Origin of the sequence: Flavobacterium cupreum, assembly GCF_003996965.1 — a bacterium.
GTDB classification, from domain to species: Bacteria; Bacteroidota; Bacteroidia; order Flavobacteriales; family Flavobacteriaceae; genus Flavobacterium; species Flavobacterium cupreum.
On the sequence record NZ_QWDM01000161.1, the window covers coordinates 1 to 325 of the forward strand.

Consider the following 325-nt stretch of genomic DNA (forward strand, 5'->3'; position numbering starts at 1 on the left):
CTCGGCGTCTACAAGGACCCGAGCCGCCACTGGGCGCTCTACGAGCTGGCCGAGAAGCTGGTCGACCTCGAGACCGCGTTCCGTTTCTGGCGCTTCCGACATGTGACGACGGTCGAGCGCATCATCGGATTCAAGACCGGCACCGGCGGCACGGCAGGGGTGAGCTATCTGCGCAAGATGCTCGACGTGGTGTTGTTCCCGGAGTTGTTCGCGCTGCGCACCGAACTCTAAGCTGTCCTGAGAATCCCTAGATCGATCAGCGCTTGCCGGCCGGCTGCCTGAACCTGCGCCGGTACTCGGCCGGCGTCTGCCCCACCAAGCGCTT

General features: G+C 64.6%; 1 protein-coding gene. It reads left to right on the plus strand.

Annotated elements, in window-relative coordinates; genetic code table 11:
* The coding region (locus D0817_RS27045; protein WP_238160962.1) for a tryptophan 2,3-dioxygenase family protein at window positions 1-231 on the plus strand (231 nt) is incomplete at its 5' end.
* Window positions 232-325 lie beyond the last annotated feature (94 nt).